Source organism: Glaciihabitans sp. dw_435, from assembly GCF_018449675.1.
GTDB lineage: Bacteria > Actinomycetota > Actinomycetes > Actinomycetales > Microbacteriaceae > Glaciihabitans.
Map to the genome: position 1 here is coordinate 387,074 of NZ_JAAVUZ010000003.1, position 18,443 is coordinate 405,516.

The following is an 18,443-nucleotide window of genomic DNA, read 5'->3' on the forward strand; positions in this document are numbered from 1 at the left end:
TTTTTGCCGCCGGGGGTACCTAACGGGTGCGTCGCAGCGACCGATAGTTCCCGCTGTGACATCCACCCGCATCTCCCGCGCTCCGGGCGCCAGCACGAGGAACGTCGACGTCTACGACTTCCGTCGTCCGACGACGCTCGCCCGTGAGCACTCCCGCGCGCTCGAACTTGCCTTCGAGACCTTCGCCCGCCAGTGGGGAACCCAGCTCACCGCCAACATCCGCGCCCGGTCGCACGTCACCTTCGAGACCGTGTTGATGAACACCTACGACGAGTACGCCGCGTCGCTTCCCTCGTCCACCGTGATGGTGCTGTGCACCCTCGGAGATCTCGACGCCGACGCGAAGGCCGTCATTCAGTTTCCGACGGGCGCGGCCCTGTCGTGGTTCAGCCACATGCTCGGCGGCACGGGTGTGCACAACGAGGCGGAGCGCAACCTCACCCAGATGGAGCAGACCCTGCTGCGCAAGCTCGTCGTCGACATTCTCGATGACCTGCGGTACTCGCTCGGCCCGCTGCTGTCCGCCGACATCGCCATCGACGCGATCCACCACAACTCGCAGTTCGCGCAGGCCGCGGGCACGACGGAGCTGATGATCGTCGCGTCCTTCACCGTCCAGTCGGGCGAGCAAACGGCTCCGGCCACCCTGGCCATCCCGGCGGACGCCATCCTGCGCCGGCTGGGCGACGCGAACCCGGTGATCAATGCCGCCGACGCCCGCGCCCTCGTCCAGCTGCAGCTATCCCGCGTGCCCGTCGACGTCGCCCTGCAGATTCCGTCGGTCGCGGTCACACCCGCCACCATCCTCGGTCTGACCGTGGGCGACGTCATCCCACTCGGACACCCCAAACACAAGCCACTCGATCTCGCCGTCGGCGGGCAGCAACTCGCGACGGCCGCCGTCGGAGCCAACGGTTCCCGCATGGCCTGCGTCGTAATCGAAACCCAGGAGACACCCCGATGACCGCAACGACGACCATCCACGATGAGGCGGCCGCGGCCCTCGTCGCGCTTCTTCCCACGACCGGCCAACTCCGCCCCGTACTGCGATCCCCGTCGGCCGACCTGCCGGCGATCACGGGCGAAGCGGTGCTCGCCACCTTCGTGGGCTCGCCCTCGGCGGACGTCGCCATCCATCTGGTGGATGCCCCGAGCGTGACACCGGATGGCTCGGGCCTCGTGTCGCTCGTCGATCTGTTCACCCCCGCGCTCCAGGCAGCAACGGGTGTGCTCGGCACCGGCGTCCTGGGGGAGGCCCAGCTCGGCACGGCCTCCGACATCGTCACATCGCCCGACACCGTCGTCTTCGAGCTGTGGGACACCACCGACTTCGCCGGCTGGTTCGCGCTGCGTATCCGCACCAACGGCACCGCCACCGGGGGAGCGGCATCCGATGACTCGGTGGCCGCCAAGCTCAACCGCATCAACGACGTCGAGATGGCCCTCACGGTTGAGATCGGCCGCACCCGGATGTCGGTGCGCGACGTTCTCGCGCTGGAACCCGGCGCCGTCATCGAGCTCGACCGCTCGGCGGGAGCCCCCGCCGACATCATGCTCAACGGTCGGCTCATCGCCCACGGCGAGGTCGTCGTGGTCGACCAAGACTACGCGGTGCGCGTCACGCGCATCCTCGACGTGCAGGACGGCCTGAGCTAAGTGGATGTCATTGCCGTAGGCCTGCGGGTGCTCGTCTCCCTCGCCGCCGTTCTCGCCGTCATTTGGTATGCGCACAAGCGCATCACCAAGGGCAGGGGTGCGCCGGCGGCGAAGGCGATTTCCGTGGTCGGACGGCAGGGCATCGGACAAAAGGCGTCCGTCATCATCGTCGAGGCCGACGGCAAGCGGCTGCTGCTCGGCGTCACGGAGCGGTCGGTCACCGTCCTCAGCGACCTGACCGCCGAGGCCGCGCAGCCATACCGGACACCGACCTCACTCCACCCACGGACCGTCCCCGTCGCCGTCACCTTCGACGACCACATGAAGACCGCGGCAGGCGAAAGCAACCTGCCCGAGGTACCGGTCGCCGCGACAGCCGCCAGTATCCGACCGACGTTCGTCGCCCCCACCCTTTCACCCGCATCGCACGGATTGCTCAGCGGGTCCATCCTTTCTGCGGAGACATGGAAGCGCTTCCTGACTGTTCTTAGGCAGGAACGCTCGAAATGACTTCACCCTCGACCCGGGTCTCCCGGTCGAGCGGCATCACGCGGGTAGCCATTGCGATTGGCCTCCTGCTGATCGTCGTCTTTGCAATTCTCACCATCTCGGCATCGGCCGGCTACGCGGCACCGTCAGCTCCGGTGCACCCGACCGCGCCGGCGACCCCCACCCCGCCGACCAGCGGCGGGTTCAGCGTCGACGTCAACGGACCCGACGGCGCACCGTCATCCGCCATCGTCACCCTCATCGGCATCACGCTGCTGTCGGTAGCTCCCGCCCTGCTGCTCATGATGACGTCGTTCACCAAGATCTTTGTGGTGCTGGCCATGACCCGCAACGCGCTGTCACTGCCGTCAATCCCGCCGAACCAGGTGCTGGCTGGACTCGCCCTGTTCCTGTCGCTGTTCATCATGTGGCCGGTACTGACCGACGTGAACAATCTCGGCGTGCAGCCCTATCTCGACGGCAAGCTCAACTTCGACCAGGCGGTCGCCGCCGGCTCCGAACCGCTGCGGCACTGGATGCTCGCCTTCACCCGCCAGGAAGACCTCGCGCTGATGACGCGCGCCTCCGGCCAGGCGAACCCGAACAATCCCGAGGACGTCACGCTCATCACGCTGATCCCCGCGTTCCTCATCTCCGAACTGCGCGCCGCTTTCATCATCGGCTTCGTCATCTTCATCCCGTTCCTGGTGATCGACCTCGTCGTCGCTTCGGCGCTGATGTCCATGGGAATGATGATGCTGCCGCCGGTCATGATCTCCCTGCCCTTCAAAATCCTGCTGTTCGTGCTCGTGGACGGCTGGGGGCTCATCATCACCTCCCTCATCACCAGTTACCAGAGCGGATAGCGCCGTGAACACCAGTGATCTCCTCGATATCGGAACGCAGGCCCTCCTGCTGGCCGCGAAACTCAGCGCCCCGATCCTCATCACCGCGCTCGTGGTCGGCTTCGCCATCTCGCTCTTCCAGTCGATCACCCAGATCCAGGAGGTCACTCTCTCCTTCGTCCCAAAGGCCGTGGCTGTCGCCATCGCGCTGCTGGTCTGCGGTCACTGGATGATCGCGGAATCCGTCACCTTCACCCACCAGATGTTCGACAAGATTCCCTCGCTCGTCGGGGCGGGCTAATCGTGAACATCCCGCTGAACCTCCAGTGGATCGAAGCCGTCATGCTCGCGAGCGTGCGCATGGCGGCGTTCATCGTGATCGCGCCCCCGTTCTCCTACCGCGGCTTCCCGGCACGCGTGAAGGTCACCCTCGCGGTGGGGCTCGCGATCGCCGTTTCTCCCCGTGTCGTGCCGACATACAGGCAGACGGATGACGCGGGGTTCTTCGCATCTCTCGTCACCGAGCTTCTCGTGGGCGCCGTCCTGGGTTTCCTCGTCTTCCTCGCGTTCGCCGCCGTGCAGTCCGCCGGCAACCTCATCGACACGTTCGGAGGATTCCAGCTGGCGCAGGCCTTCGATCCGCAGATGCTGACGAACGGCGCGCAGTTCAGCCGTCTGTTCAACATGGCCGCCCTCGCGCTGATGCTCGCCTCCGGCGCCTACCAACTGGTGCTCGGGGGACTCTTCCGCAGTTTCGACGCCATCCCGCTGGGTGCTGGCATCGATCTCGCGGCATCCGTCGACGTCATGGTCGCCGGGGTGGCGCAGATGTTCCTCGCTGCTGTGCAGATCGCCGGGCCACTGCTCATCGTCCTGTTCCTCGCGGACGCCGGCCTCGGCCTCCTCACACGCGTCGCGCCCGCGCTCAACGCGTTCGCCCTCGGCTTCCCGCTGAAGATCATGCTGACCCTCACCCTCGGAGGGCTCGTCTTCGCCGCCCTTCCCTCGATCGTCGCGTCCATCACCGGTAAGGCCGTTGACGCGATCATGGGGGTGGGATGACCCGTGTCTGACGCACAGGAAAGAACCGAGAAAGCCACCGACAAGCGGATGAAGGATGTCCGCTCGAAGGGCAAGCTGCAGAAATCGCAGGACGTGACGGCCTGGCTCGGCGTGGGAGCGGCCGGCGTGCTCATTCCCGCGACCATCGCCGCCGGAACCACCGCGGTCACGCACCAGCTCTTCACCGTCGGCGCCGTCGCGTCCCACCCCGAGCCGGGTATCGCCATGGATGCCCTGTACGACGGGCTGGGGTCCATCGGGCCGATCATGGGCGGGATGCTGGCCGCCGTCGCCATCGCCGTGCTCGCCGGATCCGTCGCGCAGGGCGGTGTGCACATCAAGACCAAGCTCCTGCGCTTCGACCAGTTCGACATGCTGGCGGGAATCAAGCGCACCTTCGGCACGCAGGCGCTCTGGCAGGGAGCAAAGTCGCTGCTGAAGACCGGCGTCATCGGCGGGGTGTTGTACATCGTCATCCAGACGCTCATGCCCGTGCTGATGACGAGCGGGGGACTATCGGTCGCCGCGGTGGTCGAGGCAGGGACATCCGGTGCCTGGTCCCTGCTCATCGCCGCCGTCGCAGCGGGACTCGCCCTCGCCGCTGTCGACGTGTTCGTCGTCATGCGCAAGAACAGCAAGCAGACCAAGATGACGAAAAAGGAGGTCACCGACGAGAACAAGAACTCGGATGGCGACCCCCTCGTCAAGTCGCAACGACGTTCCCGCCAGCTGCAGATGAGCCGCAGCCGCATGATGTCGTCGGTGGCCGACGCGGATGTGGTGCTCATCAACCCGACCGAGTTTGCCGTCGCCCTGCGGTACGAGCCGGGCAAGTCCGCTCCGCGTGTCGTAGCGAAGGGCAAGGGCGTCATCGCGGCGCGCATCCGCGAGGAAGCCGAGAAGCACGCGGTGCCCATGGTGAAGGACATTCCCCTCACGCGGGCGTTGCACGCCGCGTGCGAGTTGGGGCACGAGATCCCCGTGCCGTTCTACTCGGCGATCGCCACGGTGCTCACGTTTGTCGCTGCGCTGAAGGCGCGCGGCTCGGCCCGCGGCGTCCATACCCTGGCCAGACCCGTCGTCATTCCCGAGCCCGCGCCTGCGCGCGGGTCATCCGCCTCATCCACCACCGCGTCGCCAACCACCGCATCGCCAACCACAGGAGGATCCCACCGTGAACCGTAACTGGGCGAAAGTTGCCGTGCCCGTTGGGGTGGTCGGCATCGTGCTGCTGCTGGTGGTGCCAGTACCTGCCTTCCTGCTCGACGTGCTGATCATCCTCAACATCCTGCTCGCGCTTGTGGTGCTGCTGACCACGATGTTCGTGCGCAAACCGCTGGACTTCTCGGTGTTCCCGTCGCTGCTGCTGGTGGCAACGCTGTTCCGGCTTGGTCTGAACGTGGCATCCACCCGCCTCGTCCTCGGCGACGGGTACGCGGGTCAGGTGATCGCCTCGTTCGGTGAAGTTGCCGTCGGCGGCTCGATCATCATCGGGGCGGTAATCTTCCTGATCCTCGTGGTAATCCAGTTCGTGGTGGTCACGAAGGGCGCCGAGCGCGTCGCCGAAGTGGGCGCGCGCTTCACGCTGGACGCCATGCCCGGCAAGCAGATGGCGATCGACGCGGACCTCAACTCCGGGCTTATCACCGACGACCAGGCACGCGAGCGGCGGGCCGAGGTCTCCGCCGAGGCGGACTTCTACGGTGCGATGGACGGCGCGTCGAAGTTCGTGAAGGGTGACGCCATCGCCGGCATCATCATCATCATTATTAACATCATCGGTGGCATCACGATCGGTACCGTGCAGCGCGGTATGGCCATCGGCGACGCCGTCAACCACTACACCCTGCTGACGATCGGCGACGGTCTCGTCACCCAGATTCCCGCGCTGCTCATGGCCGTCTCCACCGGCATGATCGTGACGCGGTCAAACGCCGCGGCCGACCTCGGCTCGACGGTCTCCAAACAGTTGTCGCAGTCGCGCGTCGCCCTGCTCATCGCGGGATTCGCCGCGGCGGCGCTCGGACTCATCCCGGGAATGCCGATCATCCCCTTCTTCGTCATCGGCGCCCTGCTCGTATTCGCCAGCTCGCGGGTGAAGGCATCCGAGGCCCGCCAGCAGGCGCAGCGGCTCGCGGATGACCGCGCGGACCGGGAGCCGAAACCCGAGACGACGGAAGACATCATCGAACAGATGCGGGTGCACCCGCTCGAGATCACCCTGGCGCCCGACCTGGTGGACATCGTCTCCGGGGCATCCGACGACCTGCTGGCGCGAGTGAAGTCGCTGCGCCGCAAGGTCGCGATGGAGATGGGGTTCGTCGTGCCGCCGGTGCGCACGCGGGACAGCATCGACCTGCCGTCATCCACCTATTCGATCCGGATCTCCGGCGTCGAGGCCGGACGCGGCATCGCGCCGGCGGGCAAGGTCCTGGCGCTCGGCGAGTACCTCGAGGCACTCCCCGGCGAAGCGACCGTCGAGCCGGTGTTTGGGCTCGCGGGTAAGTGGATCCCCAGCGAAATGCGACGCAGTGCGGAGATGGCCGGCGCAACCGTCATCGACCGAGTATCGGTGATCGTCACGCACCTGTCCTCCGTGATCGCCGACAACGCGGCGCGGCTGCTGACCCGCGAGGACGTCCGGGTACTGACCGACGGGGTAAAGGCGGTCAGCCCGTCCGCGGTGGACGAACTCACCCCGAATCCACTCAGCCTCGCCGAGATCCAGCGCGTGCTGCAGGGGCTCCTCGCCGAACAGGTGGCCATCAACGACCTCCCGCGGATCTTCGAAGCGCTCTCATTGCGCGCCCGCATCTCGACCGATGCCGAGGGTCTCATCGAGGCCGCCCGCCAGGCGCTCGGGCCGGCACTGACCGCCGCCCACCTCGATGGGGGAGTGCTGCGGGTCATCACGATCGACCCCGCACTGGAGCAGGCGATGCTGGAGAGCATGCGGCCGTCCGAGCACGGCACGCAGATCCTGCTTGACGTGAGTCTCGTCGAGGCGCTCCTCGTCTCGGTGAAGGACACCGTCGCCGCTCTCGAAGACGCCGGCCAGTCCGCCGTTGTGGTCTGTGCACCGGCCATTCGTCCCGCGGTTCGGCGACTCATCGCCGCGCGGGTGCATGGGATTCCCGTGCTCTCATACACCGAGGCAACCGCCGCGGAGCTCAACATCGAGACAGTAGGGGTGATCCGTGCCAACGAGCAGATTTCAGCTTAGGGGAGCCAATCTCGACGACCTGAAGACACAGATCCTCGCCGAGCACGGCTCCGCCGCCCGCATCATCAGCGCGGAACGCGTGACCCAGGGCGGCATCGGCAAGTTCCTCGCCAAGCAGTTCTTCGAGGTAACCGTCGAGGTCGCCGAGGCACGCCTGCTCAGCGCCGCCCGGTCCTCCGGGCCGGCCCCCGGACACGCCGGGCCAGAGCTTCTGGGCACCGCGGAGCGCCTGGGCATCGCCGCGCTCCTTGCCGAAGCGGATGCCGCGGACGACGTGGCTCCGGAAGCACCGCAGCAACACCTCCTCTCCACCACCAGCGCCGACTTCGAGGAGATCCTCGCCGATCTCGCCGCCCGCGCCGGGATCGGAGAACCGGACAGCGTTCCGTCCACACCGGCCGACGACGCACCCCCGGCTGCCCGCGCGCCGGCGTCTCCCCGCACCGGGGGAGCACTGGAGCTCAGCGACCCGGGTCTTATCTCCTCGTACGCGACGCCGGGCGATCTCGTGCTTTTCGTTGGCCTCGGTCAGGACGCCCTGACTGTTGCGCGTGCGATGTCGCGTTCAGGGAGGCACTCCGACCTGCGCAGCGGAGGCGGCATCAGCCTCCGTGGCAGTGCACCCATCACCGACCGTCGCGCCGCCCTCACCGCGCGCGCCGAGGCGGTGATCCGCAAGCGCTGGGTGTTCGTGGCGTTCGGCCTCGACGACACCGAGGTTTACGCGGACCTGTTGCGCGCCATCGGTGCCGACCAGGTCTGGGCGGTGGTCGATGCAGGCAGGAAACCGGACGACACCGAGCGTTGGGTGCTCGGGTTGGGAGACGCGGTCGGTGTGGATGCCCTCGCCGTCGTCGGCGCGCATCGTACAACGACCCCGGAGACCGTCGCGCGCCTCGGGGTCCCCATCGGGTGGATCGAAGCGCCTGTACAGTGAATGACGGCGGGGTAACTCCGCGCCGGACCCAACAAGGATGTGCTGCATGTTAGTTCTGACACGGAAGTTGAACGAACGCATCATGATCGGCGATGACATCGTCATCACCTTCGTGGAGCTGCGAAGCGACAACAGCGTTCGGATCGGGATCGACGCACCCCGGGGAGTGCGCATTCAGCGCGAGGAGATCCTCGACGCGGTCGCCGACGCCAACCGCGCATCCGCCGACGCCGCCGCCACCGCTCCCGAGGAGAACCTCAAGAAGCTGCTGGGCGGCGGGAGCGAGTAACGCCGCGGCGCCCTAGCGAGCGAGCAGCGGAGCCTTCAGCGGCCAGTCCTGCTCTTCGAGGATGAACTGGCGGGCGTGTCCGGTGGCCGTGTTGAGCACGATCGGCGCAAGAAGATTCACGGTCGTCGATTCGTCTCCGGGGTTTACGACGACGAGAACGGATGCGTCGTCTGCCGAGAGCAGACCAAGAGAATCCCGCTGGTCCTCGGAGATCGTGGGCGTGTAGTCCGGAAGGTGCAGGCTCGCGTCGATGACGTAGAGGCGGGCGCCCTCGCCCGACTCGAGCGAGAACAGGCCGGGCGCGTCATCCACGTCCACCAGCTGGAAGTCGACAAGTGGCTCGAGCCCAAGCGGGGACGACAGGAACGTCAGGGGCGCGCTCATCGGAGGAAGTCCATCAGCGTCGGCTGGAGCGTTCGCGAGGTCACGGACAGGGCCGCCTGGTACACGGTCTCCTGAGTCTTCAACTGCAACACGATGTCGGCGATGTCCACGTCTTCGATTCCCGTGCGTTGCGTCTCGAGATCCACCTTGGTGCTGAGCAGCGTCTTCTGAGCGTCGATGATGGTCGCCTGCCGCGCGCCGGTCACCGCCAGCTGGGCGCTCACGGTGTCGGACCGACTGTTGAGAACGTTGACGTGGGCACCGACGTTCACGCCTGCCCGCAGATCGGACACGATCGAGTCGATCTCCGCAAACACCGAGTCGGAGCCGGTACCGAAGACGGCAGCGCCGTCAGCGTCCACCCGAACCGTGGTGGTGTCGTCGATGCGACGTTCAACGGTGCCAGCGCCTCCCGTGTAGCTGTAGTCGGCGGCGAAGGCGTGTCCCGCGTCGGAGTTGCCCGCAAACACCGACCGGCCCAGGTATTCGGTGTTAGCGGCACTGAGGAGCGAGTCGCGGATGGTCTCGAGTTCCTTGGCGATCGCTTCCTTCGCCGCGGGCGACATGGACCCATCGTTGGCGCCCTGCAGAGTGAGATCGGCAGCCTTGCGCAGCAGCCCCGACACCGTCTCGAGGGACGAATCAACGGTGGTGAGCCACTCGTTTCCATCGGCGGCGTTGCGGGTGAACTGGGTGTTCGCCGTCTGCGCCGCCCGCACCTTCAGCGCGTCGGCCGTTGCCGCCGGGTCATCGGACGGCCGGGTGATCTTGTTGAGCGTCGATCCCTGAATCTGCAGCCGGGACAGCTCGGCCGCCGCCGTCTGCAGATTGCGTGATGCGGCATGCATCATCGTTGTGGTGGTCACCCGGGTGAGCATCGGTTATCGTCCTACCAGTCCGGTCTTGTTGATGAGCGTGTCGAGCATTTCATCCATCGCGGTCAGCACTCGCGCCGCCCCCTGATAGGCCGTCTGGCTCATCAGCAGGTTCACGTTCTCTTCGTCGAGGTCGACGGAAGCATTGGAGAGCTGCGCCGTCACGGCGCCGTTGGCCGCGAGATCCGCGAGCACCGATTGCTGGAGCTCACTCTTGGTGGCGACAGCAATCTTGGTGACGAATCCACCCCACAGGGCGTCGGGGGAGCCGGGCCCGGCGCTGAGTTTGGAGATCTTGTCGGCGATTGATCCGTCCAGCGCGCCGCCGCCCACCGCCCCGGTAGCGATCCCGGCACCCGTGGTCGGGATGACCTTCAGCCCGAGGGCCGCCGGTCCCGTGGCAGAGACAGAGAAGAAATCGAGGCCGGTGGCCCCGGTGGAACTGACGCCCGTCTCGTGCACGGCATTCACCTGCGCGGCCACGGCGATCGCGAGGTCGTTATAGGACTGTGCCGCCTCGGCGATCGCCCCGCCCGTGCCATCCGTGTTGGACGGGGCCAGGAGTGACAGCGTGCCCGCCAGCTCGCCGCCATCGAGGGCGACAGCGACGCCGGGTCGCGCCGCCCATTCGAGCTGCACCGTGCCGGTGTCCATTGTGCGGCTGCCGGCTACCGTCACCGGGTTGAATGTCGTTCCGCTGACGATCGGGTTGCCGCCGATGAGTACCTCGACGGTTCCGTCGCCGAGGGAGTTCACCGTGCCGCCGGCCAGGGTCGCGATCCGCGTGGTGAGAAGATCACGCTGGTCGAGGAGTTCGTTGACCGAGCCTCCCGACTGTTGGGTCTGCCTGATCACCTGGTTGAGCTTCGCCACCTGCTCGGCGGCGGAGTTGAGTTCCGTCACGGTGACATCCGCGTTGGACCTCACCGATTGCCACTGCGAGGCCGCCGCGGTGTACCCGGCAGCGATCTGCGTGCTGAGGTTCGCGCCCTCCTCCAGTACCACCGAGGCGTTGGCACCGCTGTTGGCCTTGTTGGAGAGATCCTGCCACGAGGCCCAAAAGTTCTGTAGTCCCGTGGAGATTCCGTTCGCCCCGGGTTCATTGAGCGACTTCTCGAGTGAACTCAGGGCGTCGGCTCGCACGTAGGAGAAGCCCGCGGACGAGGCGGTGGACCGCACCTGGGCATCGAGATACTGATTCGCCAGGCGCGCGATGCCAGTGACGGAGACTCCCTGGCCGGGAGACTGCAGCGGGTTGGCGAGGATGCCCGTGGAACTCAGCGGAGCGACGGGGGAGAGGGAAACCCGCTGGCGGGTGTAGCCCTCGGTCTTGGCGTTCGCGATGTTCTGGCCGGTGACGTCGATCGCGGTTCGTGCCGCCACGAGTGCCGTATAGGCAGAATTCAATCCGCTGAACGTGCTCATCTAAACTTCCTTGTCCAGTAATCGGGCCTGGTCCGGCACCGCACCCGTCGACGAGACGCCATTGGCGTCATACGTACCCCCCGAGGTGGCCACGTTTGCCAGAGTCTCCTGCGTGGCACGATTTGCCGAGCGCAGCAGCACAACGTTCTGGTCGCGAACTTCCTGGATTCGGCCGACGAGACCGCCGAGTCCGCGCAGGTGTGACTGGAGGATCTCCGACCACACGCCCTCGGGCGACGCGGCAACTACCTCGCGAAGGGTCGCGTCTTCCGAAACCCCGAGCTCCGCTGCCACCGCCGCGACCTCAACGGTCCGCGCGAGACCCAGGTCGCGCAGACGCGCAGTGACCTGTTCCGTCTCTTTCGTTGCCCGCTCGAGCCACCGGGTTTTTCCGGCGGTGAGCAACAGCTGTTCGACCTCAAGCTTGAACAGCAGGACTTCCAACAGCTCGCGTTCCTTCCACAGCAACGCAGACAGTTCGTGCATACCCATGTCGATCACCACCCCCTTTGAGTCTAATCCGGCCCGAAATCAGGCATTCGGTGAGTTCGCAGCGCTCTCGCAGCCGAGAAACGCCGCTTTCGCAACCGAAGAGAACTATCGGGCGAAGCCCGGTCGATGTAAGCGCATGTACCAAAAGACCGAAACGGCTCCGTACGGCGAAACGGGCGCCACACCCTGAGGTGCGGCGCCCGTCACCGGCGACCGGTTAGTCGCCCTTCACATTCACGATCTGACGGAGGGTGTGCCGAATGGAGACCAACTCCGCGGCATCCGCCATCACCCGGTCAATCGGCTTGTAGGCCGCCGGAATCTCGTCGAGGAACGCGTCGGTGTCCCGGTACTCGATTCCGACCATCGCCTCCCGGAGTTCGTCGTGCGTAAACGCTTTCCGCGCGGCCGACCGCGAGTGAGTCCGTCCCGCTCCGTGCGGAGAGGATTCCAACGCGACCTTGTTGCCACGGCCAACCACCACGTACGAGGCCGTGCCCATCGATCCGGGGATCAACCCGAGCTCGCCCTCCCGAGCGGAGATCGCACCCTTCCGCGACAACCACACGCTCTTGCCGAAGTGAGTCTCCTTTTGCGTGAAGTTGTGGTGCGTGTTGATGCGCTCCCGTTCGTCGATGGGTTCGCCCGTGAGTTCTGCAACCTGGCGGATGACCCGGTCCATCATTTCCTCACGATTGAGCAGTGCGAACTTCTGGGCCCAGCCGAGCTCGAGGACGTACCGCTCGAACTCGGGCGTTCCCTCCACCAGGTAAGCGAGATCGTTGTCCGGAAGAGTGATCCACCACTTCTCCATGAGTTTTTGCGCCACCCGGATGTGCTTCTGGGCGATCTTGTTGCCAACGCCCCGGCTGCCGGAGTGAAGGAACAACCAGACCGTGTCATCCTCATCGAGGCTGGCCTCGATGAAGTGGTTACCGGACCCGAGGGTACCCAGCTGCAGGCGCCAGTTCCCCACGTACGATGCGGGATCGAACCCGGCCTTCTCGGCGAGTTCTTCCAGCTCCCGGATGCGGGGCTCGGCCGTCGCGACGATCTTGCGGTTGTACGCCCCGGCGGACAGCGGAACCGCTCGCTCGATCTGCTCACGCAGATCCTTGAGGGTCGACCCGGTGGCAGCGAGCTTCTGGTCGAGGCTCTCCCGGGTGAGCTGCGTCTTGACGGCGATCATGCCGCAGCCGATGTCGACGCCGACGGCCGCCGGAATGACCGCCCGCAGCGTCGGAATTACCGACCCGACAGTGGCACCGAGGCCCGGGTGGGCGTCCGGCATCAAGGCGAGGTGCGGGTAGATGAACGGCATGGTCGAGGCGGTACGAGCCTGTTCCTCGGCGGTGTCGTCGAGGATGCTCGCCCAGCTGATCAGCCGGTCGTTGATTTTCTTCATGGTCCTTTATCTCTGTGTGGGTAAAGCGAGTCGGGCGAGGATTCGTCCGGGGGAGCCCGGGACCTGCGCCCTCATCGACCCTGCAGTGTCGAGAGGAAGCGTGAATGTGTCGTGGAGACACAAAAAAGCGCCGAGCCTCACGTGGGGCTTCGGGGCGTCAGTACGACGGCGAAATTCCTACGAGAGGTGCTGGAAGGTGCGCAGCAGCCACTGCTGCTGCTGGCGAGGATCGCGCAGGGGCAGATGGTTGGTGGTCTCGAGGGGCTTGATGGTGATGGTCACGATGTGCCCCTCCTTCCAGATCAACGGGGTATCCGTGCCGGACGTCGGCACAGGAGTGTGAGCCTAGCGGGCGCGGACGACACGTGTCTACGCCAATTCTTGACGAAGTTATTCGGCGGGAGGGCGCTGCCGACCCTGTTTGATGATCGACCGCTGCCCCTTGGTCGCCAGCCGGCGCTGGTTGGAGCCGCGGGTCTTGCGGGTGGGGCGGCGCGGGGGAGCGTCCGGTGCGAGTGCCGTTGACACGAGATTTCCGAGCTTGACCAGCGCGGACTCGCGATTGCGCAATTGCGATCGCTGCTCGGAAGCCGCCACGGTGACGATCCCGTCGACCAGCCGGCGCGCCAGACGCTCTGTCAGGATGGCCCGCTGCTCGTCGGTCAGCACGGCGGAATTGGTGACATCCCACGACAACTCCGCGCGACTGTCGGACGTGTTGACGTGCTGCCCGCCGGGTCCCGACGACCGCGAAAAACGCCAGCCGAGTTCCGAGGCGGGAATCGTGAGCGCGGGTGACACCTCCAGGTCCATGGTGCAAGCGTGGCACACGGCCGGCCGCACATCGACAGAACGAGAAAGCCCCGGCCGTGACATCCGCCAGATCTTCATCCTGCGAACGACGCCCGGGGCTCTGCACTGTCTCAACCAGTACCCGCCGGCCGTAGCCGGAAGTTCGCTGCAATGCTACCGCGGGCGTGTGGTGACTCACCTGTTTCGGGTCTGCCCGCGATCCGGCGATTTTGGTGGATTACCAGCACACGTCAGAGAGGGACCATTCGCATGTCCGACATTCTTCCCGGGAACGTTCTTCCCGTCCCCGACCAGGTCTATACAGGCCCGATGGTTTTCGATGCCAAGAAGATGGAGGAGAAGCTGCAGCCAATCGCCGTCGCGCGCCCGCCGGCACAGGCGCCCAACGTGCTGCTGGTGTTGTTGGACGATGTCGGCTTCGGGGCGTCGAGTGCTTTCGGGGGGCCCGTGCCGATGCCGACAGCCGAGCGGCTCGCCGGAGCCGGTCTGCGCTTCAGCAGGTTCCACACCACGGCGATCTGCTCTCCGACGCGGGCTGCGATGCTGTCGGGGCGCAACCATCACCAGGTCGGAATGGGGCAGATCACCGAGACTGCTACGCCGGCGCCGGGCTACCGGTCGACCCGTCCGAATAGCTGTGTGCCCCTGCCGGAGATTCTTCGGCAGTCGGGCTACAACACGGCGCAGTTCGGGAAGTGCCACGAGGTGCCCGTGTGGGAGACCGGTCCAACCGGTCCGTTCGATCACTGGCCCGCGTTCAGCGGTTTCGAGAAGTTCTACGGGTTCATTGGCGGCGAGACCAACCAGTGGCAGCCCGCGCTTGTCGATGGGGTTGCCCAGATCCTTCCCCCCGATGACCCGGACTATCACCTGATGCCGGATCTCGCCGATAAAACTATTGAGTACATCCACCAGCAAAAAGCACTTACCCCCGACAAGCCGTTCTTCGTCTATTTCGCGCCGGGAGCAACACACGCACCTCACCACGTGCCGCGGGAATGGATCAAGAAGCACGCCGGTCGCTACGACCAGGGCTGGGACGTGCTGCGCGAGGAGACGTTTGCCCGCCAGAAAGAGCTGGGCGTCGTGCCACAGGACGCCGACCTCACCGAGCGTTCCGCCGGCATCCCCGCGTGGGATGACCTCGACGAAGAACGGAAGACCTTCTTGCGGCACCAAATGGAGGTGTACGGGGCGTTTCTCGAATATGCCGATCACCACACCGGCAGGGTGATTCAGGCTCTGGACGACCTCGAGATCCTCGACGAGACCCTCGTCATCTACATCATCGGTGACAACGGAGCATCCGCGGAGGGCGGTCTCGACGGCGCCTTCACTCTGACAACGGCGGCGAACGGCGGAGCAGAGTACGAAGACGAGGCGTACTGGCGGGAGAACATCGACAAGATCGGCGGACCGGAGGCATACAACCACTACGCCGTGGGCTGGGCGCACGCCATGTGCACCCCGTACCAGTGGACAAAGCAGGTCGCGAGCCACTACGGCGGCACGCGCAACGCCATGATCGTGCACTGGCCACAGGCCATCGAGGCCCGCGGGGAGGTGCGCACCCAGTGGCATCACGTCATTGACATTGCCCCCACGATCCTCGAACTGGCCGGGCTCGCCCAGCCCCATACCGTCAACGGGGTGACGCAGATCCCCATGCACGGCGTCTCGATGGCGTACGCGTTCAACGCGTCGGCTGCCGAGGAGCGTCACCACACCCAGTACTTCGAAATCCTAGGAAACCGGGGGATCTACCACCGCGGCTGGACCGCGCAGACCCGGCACCGCACGCCCTGGGACCTCGTGAGCCAGGCCGTGGACTTCTCCGAGGATGTCTGGGAGCTGTACGACACGACCACCGACTGGACCCAGGCTCACAACCTGGCTGCGGAGCACCCCGAGAAACTTGCGGAATTGCAGCAGCTGTTTCTCATCGAGGCCACCCGGTACAACGTAATCCCGCTCGATGATCGTGCCGCCCAACGGATGAACCCGGAGTTCGCCGGCCGGCCGAGCCTTGTTACCGGTTCCTCGCTTCGCCTGTATCCGGGGATGACCCGACTCAACGAAAACGTGGCCATCAACATCAAGAACCGGTCGTGGTCGGCATCGGCGGAGATTGTCCTGCCCGAGTCCGGAGAGGCCGATGGAGTAATCCTCGCGCAGGGAGGGCGGACGGGCGGATGGTCCTTCTTCACCGAGCGCGGAAAGCTGGGGTTCCACTACAACTTCTGCGGGCTCCTGCGCAGCACCGTGCTCTCCGACTCCCCGATCGGTCCCGGCAGCCATCAGGTGCGGATCGAATTTGCGTACAACGGCGGAGGAATCGGGCGCGGAGGCACGGCGACCCTCTTTATCGATGGCTCGGCCTCCGGCGACACGACGGTCGAACGTACCCACCCGATGTACTTCTCCTTTGACGAGGGACTCGATCTGGGGATGGACACGGGAATGCCTGCGTACGAGGGCTACACCACACCCCGGGGAATTTTCTCGGGCACCATCATCTGGGCGCAGATCGACCTGGGCCTCGACGACCACAACCACCTTGTCGATCCGGAGGAGTGGCTGCAGGCGGCAATGCGGCACCAGTGATCAACCGAGGAACAACCCGACCAGCGTCACGGCGCCCGCAGCGGCAACCAGCACCGTCAGCACAACGCTGAACAGGGACCCGGGCAGCGGTACATTCCGCCGCAAGGCCTGTTCGCTGCGGAACCATCCGATCCACGCCCGGATCGCCGTCGCGATGCCGGCGACGATCAGGATGACCGCCGCAATGAACCGCAGTTCGGCGGGCATGGGAAGCCCGATGGCCTGCAGACCGATGCCCGACACAAGCAGCCCCAGCGATGTGCGCACCCAGGCGAGCATCGTCCGTTCATTCGCCAGAGAGTCACGGGCGTCGGGTTCGGCGCCGACGGCGTAGAGCGCGGAGGGAAATCGACGCGGGTGTGGTGAGTGTCCTCGCGGATCAGGAGTTCGGGGAGGTCCCTGCTCGCTCATCGCGAAACACCTTCCGCAGGGTCGCCTCGCGTTCCGGATCGAGGTTGGTCTGTATCAACTCCGCCCGCATATCCCGGAATCCGTCGGCGAGAGCGTCGATCATTGCATCGCTCGTCAGCAGGAACAGGGCAGAGGTGCCCGTTGTGACCGAACGCCGCACCTGGCCGACGAAACCATCATCGATACCGAGGTCCTCCATCGATCCCTTGAGCCCGCCCGTCGCGGCACCGATTGCGGTTCCGACCAGCGGAAGGAGAAAAATCATGCCGATGGCAAGTCCCCAGAACGCACCGCCCAGCGCGCCCGACCCCGTCAGGTTGTGCAGCTGCTTGGTCGTGGGGGAGTCGGCCCCGGGCGCCCAGGACACCGTGACTGCGTCGTGCACGGTCACCAACTCCTGCTTCTGCAGCTCCAGAATCCGCCTCTCGGCATCGCGGGCGCCGTCGACCGAGTCGAACTTCCAGACCGACAACGTGTTTCCCATGACCGCCCCATTCCTCGCGTGTTCAGCCATCCTGCCCGCCCCGCGGCAGTCGTCTCCTCACCCGAAAACGATGATCGCTCCGGCACCGGAGGCTCTCACCTCGCCGGGTGATCTCGCCCGGGCGGCGGGCACAGACCATGAGGGGAACCGCAATCGCGGCCACCGCCACCGAGATGGGGACCAATAATGGCAAGCAAGACAGAGGCAGTGACAAATTCCACGATCGGCGTGTATGCCACCAGCGAGGAGGCCCTCGAGGCGATGGAGCTTCTCAAGACCGCCGGGTACGACCAGGAGAGCGTCTCCCTCATCGGAAAGGGAGTCAAGGAAACGAAATCCGTTCACGGTTGGATCCCGCAGGGAAACAAAGCTGGCAGTTTTGGCGGCTGGGGAGCACTCTGGGGCGCCCTGACCGGGTGGCTGCTTCTCGGCTTTGTCTGGCTACCGGGCATCGGGTGGGTGGCGGCGGCGGGATGGCTCGTGACGACCCTCGCCGGAGCGGGAATCGGAGCAGGACTCGGTGCCATCACGGGACTCGCCGTTCCTGCCGAGGAAGTACCCGTCTACGAGGACGAGCTCAAGGCGGACAGGTACCTGGTGATGGTGCACGGTGCCGAAGATTCGGTCAAGCGCGCGCACGCCATCCTCGAATCGGCGACGCCCGTGCGGGTGGGGATGTACACGCTGTAAGTCTCAGATGAGACCGAGCTGCTCCGCGGTGTTGATCGCCTGGCGCCGGGACTTGGCATCAAGCTTGCGGTAGATACCGCGCATGTGCGTCTTGACGGTGTTCACCGACAGCAACAGGTCATGGGCGATCTCGTCGACGGTCCGAAGTGTGCGCAACTCCGCCAGGATCTGTCGCTCGCGGGTGGTCAGAGCCTCGGAGATGAGCAGTGGAGCGCCGCCTTCACGGGCGAGAACCTGGCGCACCACATCCTCGTGCGGGCCAAACCGGTCGAGTCCATCGGAAAGTATCCGGGCCACCTCTGACGCCCCCGGCACGATGACCTCGGCGAGTGCCCCCGTCTCATTTGCCCGCTCGATCG

21 protein-coding genes are annotated in these 18,443 nt (G+C 65.8%); 12 read left to right on the forward strand and 9 right to left on the reverse strand.

Going from position 1 to position 18,443, the window contains the following annotated elements; genetic code table 11:
- Positions 1 to 55: 55 nt before the first annotated feature.
- The 10 genes from HB677_RS06685 to HB677_RS06730 are packed head-to-tail and all read left to right on the forward strand — an operon-like array spanning position 56 to position 8,501.
- The gene (locus HB677_RS06685; RefSeq protein WP_307852501.1) at positions 56 to 964 is read left to right on the forward strand and encodes a flagellar motor switch protein FliM; all 909 of its coding nucleotides are present in this window, start codon (positions 56 to 58) and stop codon (positions 962 to 964) included.
- Positions 961 to 1,656 carry a flagellar motor switch protein FliN gene (gene fliN / locus HB677_RS06690; protein ID WP_213814898.1) on the forward strand — a complete coding sequence of 232 codons (696 nt, stop codon included), beginning with the start codon at positions 961 to 963 and terminating at the stop codon, positions 1,654 to 1,656. The genes HB677_RS06685 and fliN overlap by 4 nt, the downstream gene beginning before the upstream one ends.
- Complete coding sequence (locus tag HB677_RS06695; protein ID WP_213814899.1) at positions 1,657 to 2,166, forward strand: flagellar biosynthetic protein FliO; 510 nt, start codon at positions 1,657 to 1,659, stop codon at positions 2,164 to 2,166.
- A complete protein-coding gene (fliP, locus tag HB677_RS06700; RefSeq protein ID WP_213814900.1) occupies positions 2,163 to 3,011 on the forward strand; it encodes a flagellar type III secretion system pore protein FliP in 849 nt (282 codons plus the stop codon). Before HB677_RS06695 ends, fliP begins: the two co-directional genes overlap by 4 nt.
- Positions 3,012 to 3,015: 4 nt before the next feature.
- Positions 3,016 to 3,291 carry a flagellar biosynthesis protein FliQ gene (gene fliQ / locus HB677_RS06705; protein WP_213814901.1) on the forward strand — a complete coding sequence of 92 codons (276 nt, stop codon included), beginning with the start codon at positions 3,016 to 3,018 and terminating at the stop codon, positions 3,289 to 3,291.
- A 2-nt stretch (positions 3,292 to 3,293) separates the two neighbouring features.
- Positions 3,294 to 4,052, forward strand: coding sequence for a flagellar biosynthetic protein FliR (locus tag HB677_RS06710; protein ID WP_213814902.1), 759 nt, complete (start codon positions 3,294 to 3,296; stop codon positions 4,050 to 4,052).
- A gap of 3 nt (positions 4,053 to 4,055) precedes the next feature.
- On the forward strand, positions 4,056 to 5,237 hold the full coding sequence (locus tag HB677_RS06715) for an EscU/YscU/HrcU family type III secretion system export apparatus switch protein (protein ID WP_213814903.1): 1,182 nt from the start codon (positions 4,056 to 4,058) through the stop codon (positions 5,235 to 5,237).
- The gene (locus tag HB677_RS06720) at positions 5,227 to 7,275 is read left to right on the forward strand and encodes an FHIPEP family type III secretion protein (protein ID WP_213814904.1); all 2,049 of its coding nucleotides are present in this window, start codon (positions 5,227 to 5,229) and stop codon (positions 7,273 to 7,275) included. The genes HB677_RS06715 and HB677_RS06720 overlap by 11 nt, the downstream gene beginning before the upstream one ends.
- Entirely contained in the window at positions 7,250 to 8,212 is a 963-nt protein-coding gene (locus HB677_RS06725; RefSeq protein ID WP_213814905.1) for a hypothetical protein, read from the forward strand. The genes HB677_RS06720 and HB677_RS06725 overlap by 26 nt, the downstream gene beginning before the upstream one ends.
- Positions 8,213 to 8,258: 46 nt before the next feature.
- Entirely contained in the window at positions 8,259 to 8,501 is a 243-nt protein-coding gene (locus HB677_RS06730) for a carbon storage regulator (protein ID WP_213814906.1), read from the forward strand.
- A 12-nt stretch (positions 8,502 to 8,513) separates the two neighbouring features.
- Here HB677_RS06730 and HB677_RS06735 read toward each other — a convergent pair whose 3' ends face one another.
- The 6 genes from HB677_RS06735 to arfB all read right to left on the reverse strand — a co-directional run bounded on the left by HB677_RS06735 (position 8,514) and on the right by arfB (position 13,895).
- The gene (locus HB677_RS06735; RefSeq protein WP_213814907.1) at positions 8,514 to 8,885 is read right to left on the reverse strand and encodes a flagellar assembly protein FliW; all 372 of its coding nucleotides are present in this window, start codon (positions 8,883 to 8,885) and stop codon (positions 8,514 to 8,516) included.
- Positions 8,882 to 9,751: a flagellar hook-associated protein FlgL gene (gene flgL / locus HB677_RS06740; protein WP_307852502.1), complete on the reverse strand. Its 870-nt coding sequence runs from the start codon at positions 9,749 to 9,751 to the stop codon at positions 8,882 to 8,884. Before flgL ends, HB677_RS06735 begins: the two co-directional genes overlap by 4 nt.
- A gap of 15 nt (positions 9,752 to 9,766) precedes the next feature.
- Positions 9,767 to 11,185 (reverse strand): flagellar hook-associated protein FlgK, encoded by a 1,419-nt coding sequence (gene flgK, locus HB677_RS06745; protein ID WP_213814909.1) that lies wholly within the window; start codon positions 11,183 to 11,185, stop codon positions 9,767 to 9,769.
- Positions 11,186 to 11,677: a flagellar protein FlgN gene (locus HB677_RS06750; RefSeq protein ID WP_213814910.1), complete on the reverse strand. Its 492-nt coding sequence runs from the start codon at positions 11,675 to 11,677 to the stop codon at positions 11,186 to 11,188.
- A 217-nt stretch (positions 11,678 to 11,894) separates the two neighbouring features.
- Positions 11,895 to 13,082, reverse strand: a complete 1,188-nt coding sequence (locus HB677_RS06755; protein ID WP_213814911.1) for an RtcB family protein — start codon at positions 13,080 to 13,082, stop codon at positions 11,895 to 11,897.
- A 390-nt stretch (positions 13,083 to 13,472) separates the two neighbouring features.
- Positions 13,473 to 13,895 (reverse strand): alternative ribosome rescue aminoacyl-tRNA hydrolase ArfB, encoded by a 423-nt coding sequence (gene arfB / locus HB677_RS06760; protein ID WP_213814912.1) that lies wholly within the window; start codon positions 13,893 to 13,895, stop codon positions 13,473 to 13,475.
- Positions 13,896 to 14,144: 249 nt separating this feature from the next.
- On the opposite strand from arfB, the gene HB677_RS06765 reads away from it, so the two are divergent.
- Positions 14,145 to 16,499: an arylsulfatase gene (locus HB677_RS06765; protein ID WP_213814913.1), complete on the forward strand. Its 2,355-nt coding sequence runs from the start codon at positions 14,145 to 14,147 to the stop codon at positions 16,497 to 16,499.
- Here the strand turns inward: HB677_RS06765 and HB677_RS06770 are convergent, their stop codons facing one another.
- Both HB677_RS06770 and HB677_RS06775 read right to left on the reverse strand, forming a co-directional pair.
- A complete protein-coding gene (locus HB677_RS06770) occupies positions 16,500 to 16,910 on the reverse strand; it encodes a YidH family protein (protein ID WP_213814914.1) in 411 nt (136 codons plus the stop codon). It lies immediately after the preceding gene.
- A complete protein-coding gene (locus HB677_RS06775) occupies positions 16,879 to 17,394 on the reverse strand; it encodes a DUF1269 domain-containing protein (RefSeq protein ID WP_255546278.1) in 516 nt (171 codons plus the stop codon). Before HB677_RS06775 ends, HB677_RS06770 begins: the two co-directional genes overlap by 32 nt.
- Positions 17,395 to 17,601: 207 nt before the next feature.
- Here HB677_RS06775 and HB677_RS06780 point away from each other — a divergent pair, with 207 nt between their 5' ends.
- Entirely contained in the window at positions 17,602 to 18,084 is a 483-nt protein-coding gene (locus HB677_RS06780) for a general stress protein (protein WP_213814916.1), read from the forward strand.
- Between the two features lie 3 nt (positions 18,085 to 18,087).
- Here HB677_RS06780 and HB677_RS18805 read toward each other — a convergent pair whose 3' ends face one another.
- Positions 18,088 to 18,381, reverse strand: a complete 294-nt coding sequence (locus HB677_RS18805) for a response regulator transcription factor (protein WP_213814917.1) — start codon at positions 18,379 to 18,381, stop codon at positions 18,088 to 18,090.
- Positions 18,382 to 18,443 lie beyond the last annotated feature (62 nt).

Coding starts and splice junctions, on each gene's coding strand:
- HB677_RS06750 (WP_213814910.1), bottom strand. CDS start 11,677: ATGGGTATGCACGAACTGTCTGCGTTGCTGTGGAAGGAACGCGAGCTG.
- HB677_RS06735 (WP_213814907.1), bottom strand. CDS start 8,885: ATGAGCGCGCCCCTGACGTTCCTGTCGTCCCCGCTTGGGCTCGAGCCA.
- arfB (WP_213814912.1), bottom strand. CDS start 13,895: ATGGACCTGGAGGTGTCACCCGCGCTCACGATTCCCGCCTCGGAACTC.
- flgK (WP_213814909.1), bottom strand. CDS start 11,185: ATGAGCACGTTCAGCGGATTGAATTCTGCCTATACGGCACTCGTGGCG.
- HB677_RS06755 (WP_213814911.1), bottom strand. CDS start 13,082: ATGAAGAAAATCAACGACCGGCTGATCAGCTGGGCGAGCATCCTCGAC.
- fliP (WP_213814900.1), top strand. CDS start 2,163: ATGACTTCACCCTCGACCCGGGTCTCCCGGTCGAGCGGCATCACGCGG.
- HB677_RS06775 (WP_255546278.1), bottom strand. CDS start 17,394: ATGGGAAACACGTTGTCGGTCTGGAAGTTCGACTCGGTCGACGGCGCC.
- HB677_RS06730 (WP_213814906.1), top strand. CDS start 8,259: ATGTTAGTTCTGACACGGAAGTTGAACGAACGCATCATGATCGGCGAT.
- fliN (WP_213814898.1), top strand. CDS start 961: ATGACCGCAACGACGACCATCCACGATGAGGCGGCCGCGGCCCTCGTC.
- HB677_RS06765 (WP_213814913.1), top strand. CDS start 14,145: ATGTCCGACATTCTTCCCGGGAACGTTCTTCCCGTCCCCGACCAGGTC.
- HB677_RS06770 (WP_213814914.1), bottom strand. CDS start 16,910: ATGAGCGAGCAGGGACCTCCCCGAACTCCTGATCCGCGAGGACACTCA.